Source organism: Micromonospora sp. NPDC049799 (assembly GCF_040656655.1).
Lineage (GTDB): Bacteria > Actinomycetota > Actinomycetes > Mycobacteriales > Micromonosporaceae > Micromonospora.
This window is the reverse complement of the sequence record NZ_JBFAMU010000448.1, coordinates 1-4068: the sequence shown is the minus strand read 5'-3', so window position 1 is coordinate 4068 and position 4068 is coordinate 1. Positions and strand designations below refer to the sequence as shown.

General features: G+C 74.9%; 3 protein-coding genes and 1 pseudogene. 2 read left to right on the top strand and 2 right to left on the bottom strand.

Translation table 11 applies throughout. The features are described 5' to 3' along the window. Window positions 1-68: 68 nt before the first annotated feature. A pseudogene (locus AB0I76_RS24195) lies at window positions 69-203 on the bottom strand (DUF2520 domain-containing protein); the annotation flags it as partial. A gap of 175 nt (window positions 204-378) precedes the next feature. On the opposite strand from AB0I76_RS24195, the gene AB0I76_RS24190 reads away from it, so the two are divergent. Then, the gene (locus AB0I76_RS24190; protein WP_357039607.1) at window positions 379-1371 is read left to right on the top strand and encodes an SAM-dependent methyltransferase; all 993 of its coding nucleotides are present in this window, start codon (window positions 379-381) and stop codon (window positions 1369-1371) included. Next, window positions 1368-2534, top strand: coding sequence for an NADH-quinone oxidoreductase subunit D (locus AB0I76_RS24185; RefSeq protein ID WP_357039604.1), 1167 nt, complete (start codon window positions 1368-1370; stop codon window positions 2532-2534). Before AB0I76_RS24190 ends, AB0I76_RS24185 begins: the two co-directional genes overlap by 4 nt. 21 nt (window positions 2535-2555) lie before the next feature. On the opposite strand, the gene AB0I76_RS24180 is transcribed toward AB0I76_RS24185, so the two are convergent. Further along, complete coding sequence (locus AB0I76_RS24180; protein WP_357039601.1) at window positions 2556-4034, bottom strand: hypothetical protein; 1479 nt, start codon at window positions 4032-4034, stop codon at window positions 2556-2558. Window positions 4035-4068 lie beyond the last annotated feature (34 nt).

Below are 4068 nucleotides of genomic sequence, written 5' to 3'. Positions count from 1 at the left end.
GTTGAGTGCAAGTGCACAAGGGAGCTTGACTGTGAGACTGACAGGTCGAGCAGGGACGAAAGTCGGGCGGCGGCCGCGAACGCGGCGCCGAGAACGGCTCCGACCCGGCCGGCACCGACGACGCCGACGGACAGGTTGCGGGGAAGCGGTGCGTCGGCCGGCCGTGCGGCGGGCCCGGTACGCGGGCGCGGCGAAGCGCTCATGGCGACGATCCAGTCCTCGAGAAGGGGTACCGGTCGATCGCAAGTATGCGCCGGAGCGAGGGAGCCGAAACAAGAAGGTGTGAAAACCTTCACCAATGGTGTCGAGCCGGGTGTTAAGAAGGGACCCCTGCTCTACCGGAGGCGTTAAGCGGGGGCCCTTCCTTACAGTGAGCTGGTGTCGATCCGCTGGCGGAACGCGATGGAACGGGCGCTCTACGGGCCGGACGGCTTCTTCGTGTCCGGGGCCGGCCCGGCGCACCACTTCCGTACCAGCGTGCACGCCTCCCCCGCCTTCGCCGCGGCCCTGTCCCGCCTCCTCGCCCAGGTGGACGCCGCCCTGGACCACCCTCCGGTCCTCGACGTGGTGGACGTGGGGGCCGGTCGGGGGGAACTGCTGGTCGCGCTGCTCCGAGCCGTGGAGGCCCCGCTGGCCGACCGGGTACGCCCCACCGCCGTCGAACTCGCCCCGCGCCCCGGGCACCTACCCGACCGGATCTCCTGGGTGCACGAGATCCCCGACCGCATCACCGGCCTGCTGATCGCCACCGAGTGGCTCGACAACGTGCCCCTGGACGTCGCCGTGCACACCGACAACGGCTGGCACTACCTCCTGGTGGACGCCACCACCGGCCAGGAAACGGTCGGCGCCCCGATCACCCCGGCAGACTCGGACTGGCTGACCACCTGGTGGCCGGCCGACGCCGGAGGGCGGGCGGAGATCGGGCGGGGGCGGGACGAGGCGTGGGCGGACGCGGTGGGCCACGTCGACCGGGGGCTGGCTCTGGCCGTGGACTACGGACACCTGCGCGACGGGCGGCCGCAGGGCGGGTCGTTGACCGGGTACCGGAATGGGCGGCAGGTGCCGCCGGTACCGGACGGGTCGTGCGACGTCACCGCCCACGTCGCCATGGACTCGGTCGCCTCCGCCGGTGAGCGGGTCGCCCGGTGCGCGTACTCCCTGGTCCCCCAGCGAGAGGCGCTGCGGGCGCTCGGGGCCGACGGCGGCCGGCCGCCGCTGAGCCTGGCCGGCCGTGACCCGGCGGGGTACGTGCGGGCGCTGGCCGCCGCGTCGGCGGTGGGCGAGCTGACCGACCCGGTCGGCCTCGGCGGGCACTGGTGGTTGCGACAACCGGTCGGCGTCGCCCCCGGGTCGCTCGTGGCACGATGACGGGCATGACCACCGACGCCGACCTCCGCGAGATGACCGTCGGCACCGGCGCGGGCGGGGAGCAGCTCGGCACCGACATGGTGCTCAACATCGGGCCCCAGCATCCCTCCACCCACGGCGTGCTCCGGCTGAAGCTGGTGCTCGACGGCGAGCGGGTGGTGGCCGCCGAGCCGATCGTCGGCTACATGCACCGGGGCGCGGAGAAGCTGTTCGAGGTCCGCGACTACCGGCAGATCATCGTGCTGGCCAACCGGCACGACTGGCTGTCGGCCTTCTCGAACGAGCTGGGCGTGGTGCTCGCCGTCGAGCGGCTGATGGGCATGGAGGTGCCCGAGCGCGCCACCTGGCTGCGGATGGCCCTCGCCGAGCTGAACCGGGTGCTCAACCACCTGATGTTCCTCGGCTCGTACCCGCTGGAGATCGGCGCGATCACGCCGGTCTTCTACGCGTTCCGCGAGCGGGAGACCCTCCAGGCGGTGATGGAGGAGGTCTCCGGCGGCCGGATCCACTACATGTTCAACCGGGTGGGCGGCCTCAAGGAGGAGGTGCCCGCCGGTTGGACCGGGCGGGCCCGCACCGCGATCGCCGAGGTACGCCGGCGGATGCCCGACCTGGACAACCTGATCCGACGCAACGAGATCTTCCTGGCCCGTACCGTCGGCGTCGGGGTGCTGACGGCCGCCGACGCCGCCGCGTTCGGCGCGTCCGGGCCGGTCGCCCGCGCCTCCGGGCTCGACCTGGACCTGCGCCGCGACGAGCCCTACCTGGCCTACGACCAGCTGGACGTGCCGGTGGTGACCAAGACCGCCGGGGACTGCCACGCCCGCTTCGAGGTGCTGCTCGACCAGGTGTACGCCTCGCTCGACCTCGCCGAGCAGTGCCTGGACCGGGTGGACCGGCTGACCGGACCGATCAACACACGACTGCCGAAGGTGCTCAAGGCCCCGGAGGGACACACGTACGCCTGGACCGAGAACCCGCTCGGCATCAACGGCTACTACCTCGTGTCCCGGGGCGAGAAGACGCCGTGGCGGTTGAAGCTGCGCACCGCCTCGTACGCCAATGTGCAGGCTCTCGCCACCCTGCTCCCCGGCTGTCTGGTCCCGGACCTGATCGCCATCCTCGGCTCGATGTTCTTCGTCGTCGGCGACATCGACAAGTAGTCCGGGCCCCGGCGGGCGGGATCAGCGCCAGCGGTCTCCCGGGGCGGCACGGCCACCGGCGCGGGGCACGTCGTCCCGAGGCGGGTAGCCGTAGTGCTCCTCCTGCCGGCGGCCGTACCGCTCCGGCTCCTGGACCCACTGCGGTTCCGGCTGGCGCTGCGGTTCCGGCTGGCGCTGCGGTTCCCGCTGGCGCGGCGGGCGCCAGTCCTCGGGTACCGGCACGCCGCCGGCGGGCAGTTCCGGCCGGCTCTCCGGCTCGGACCAGCCACCCCGCCAGCCCTCGTCGCCCCGGCCGGGGACCGGACGGTCCTGGGCGCGGCGGGGTTCGTCCCGGCGTACCGCCGCCCAGCGGTCCGCCACCCGGTACTCGGTGCCGGTCCCGTCGGCGTGCACCTCGGCCCGCCGTTCACCGACCCGGACCTCGCGACCCCGGTCGTCCTCCCGCACCGACGCCCAGCGGTCCCCGGTCCGGAGCTGCGACCAGTAGTCCCCGCTCTCCACGTCGTCGCCCGGGGCGTCCGAGCGGTCGGGCTGCTCCACGGGTGCGTCCCAGCGCTGCTCACCGACTCGACCCGCCCACGGGCGCTCGTCCGGCTGCTCCGCACCGGCGCGGTCGTGCCGGGGCGCGCGGTGGTCCCGCTGTCCGCCGGACCAGTCGTGCTCCGGCCGTTCGTGGTCCTCCCGCGGGTCGCCCGGGACACGTTCCTCGGACGCGCCCCACGGCCGGTCGTCGTGGCGACGGTACCGGTCGTCCCCGCCGTCCTCGCCCGTCCACGCGCGGTCGTCGTACTCGCCGCGCGTCCACTCGCGGTCGGCCCCCGCCCGGGGGCGGTCGTCACGCTCGCCGTCACCGGCCCAGGGGCGGTCGTCGGGTTTCCCGTGCGCCGGCCGGGACCGGTCGTCCGTCTCCCCCGCGGCCCACTGCCGGTCCTCCGGGGCCGGCGACCAGCGTCCGGCGGCGCCCCCGTAGCGGGTGCCACCGCCCACCGGGGCTCCCCCGTCCACGATGGTGTGCCGGGTGGTGACGTGCACCGTCTCGGTGTGCCGGACGACACCGAGGGGGCGGGGAGCCGGCTGGCTGTCGTGCTCCGCCGGCCACCCGCCGTACACCCCGGCTGCCCCGGCGGCGGGCCGGTCCCCGGCGGGGACACCGGCCGAACCGCCGTACGTGCCGCTGGCGGGACGCTCGCCGCCGTACACACCGGCCCGCTCGCCCCCGTACGTGCCGGCGGGGGCGGGGCGGTCGCCGCCGTACACCGGGGCGGGACGGTCGACGCGGGGGGCGTGCTGGGGCGCGCGCGGCTCGTCCGCGTCCTCCCGGTCGGCGCGCCACGCCTCGCCGCGCGACGGGAACTGAGCACGACCGGCGGCTGGGTCGTCCGCCGGCTCGACCGCGGCCACCCGGGCCCGGCCGGCGTTCGCCGCCTCGTCGGCGGTGACCAGCGCGGCGCGCCGACGGAGTTGAATACCTTCCGCAGCCGTCCCTCGCAGGCCGGGCACTCGGTCAGCGGCTCGTCGGCGACGGACTGCACCG

Bases quoted from the DNA above. Each gene is read 5' to 3' on its own strand.
- AB0I76_RS24185 (WP_357039604.1), top strand. From the start codon at position 1,368: ATGACGGGCATGACCACCGACGCCGACCTCCGCGAGATGACCGTCGGC.